A 354-nucleotide genomic window follows, 5' to 3' on the forward strand; every position below is an offset into this window, starting at 1 on the left:
GTCGTGACCGCCGACGGGACGGTGCGCCCGGTGGACGTGATCGTCTACGCCACCGGATTCCGGGTGGCGGGCCCGCTGGCCCGGCTGCCGCTCGCCGGGCGGGGCGGCGTCACCCTGCAGGAGCTGTGGTGGCGGGACGGGATCGCGACGCACCTCGGCATCACGGTCTCGGGCCTGCCCAACGCGTTCCTGCTCACCGGGCCGAACACGGGCCTGGGGCACAGCTCCCTGGTGTTCATGATCGAGTCGCAGGTCCGGCACGTGCTCGCGGCGATGGCCCTGGTGGATCGGGACGGGGCGCGTGCGGTCGACGTCCGCGCTGACGCGCAGGCCGACTACCACGCTGACCTGCAC

The 354-nt window shown here is 73.7% G+C and carries 1 pseudogene; it reads left to right on the plus strand.

Annotated elements, in window-relative coordinates:
• Positions 1-354 (plus strand): annotated as a pseudogene (locus tag AC1DYG_RS21030) (flavin-containing monooxygenase); the annotation flags it as partial.

The organism is Pedococcus sp. P1_H8, assembly GCF_056405175.1.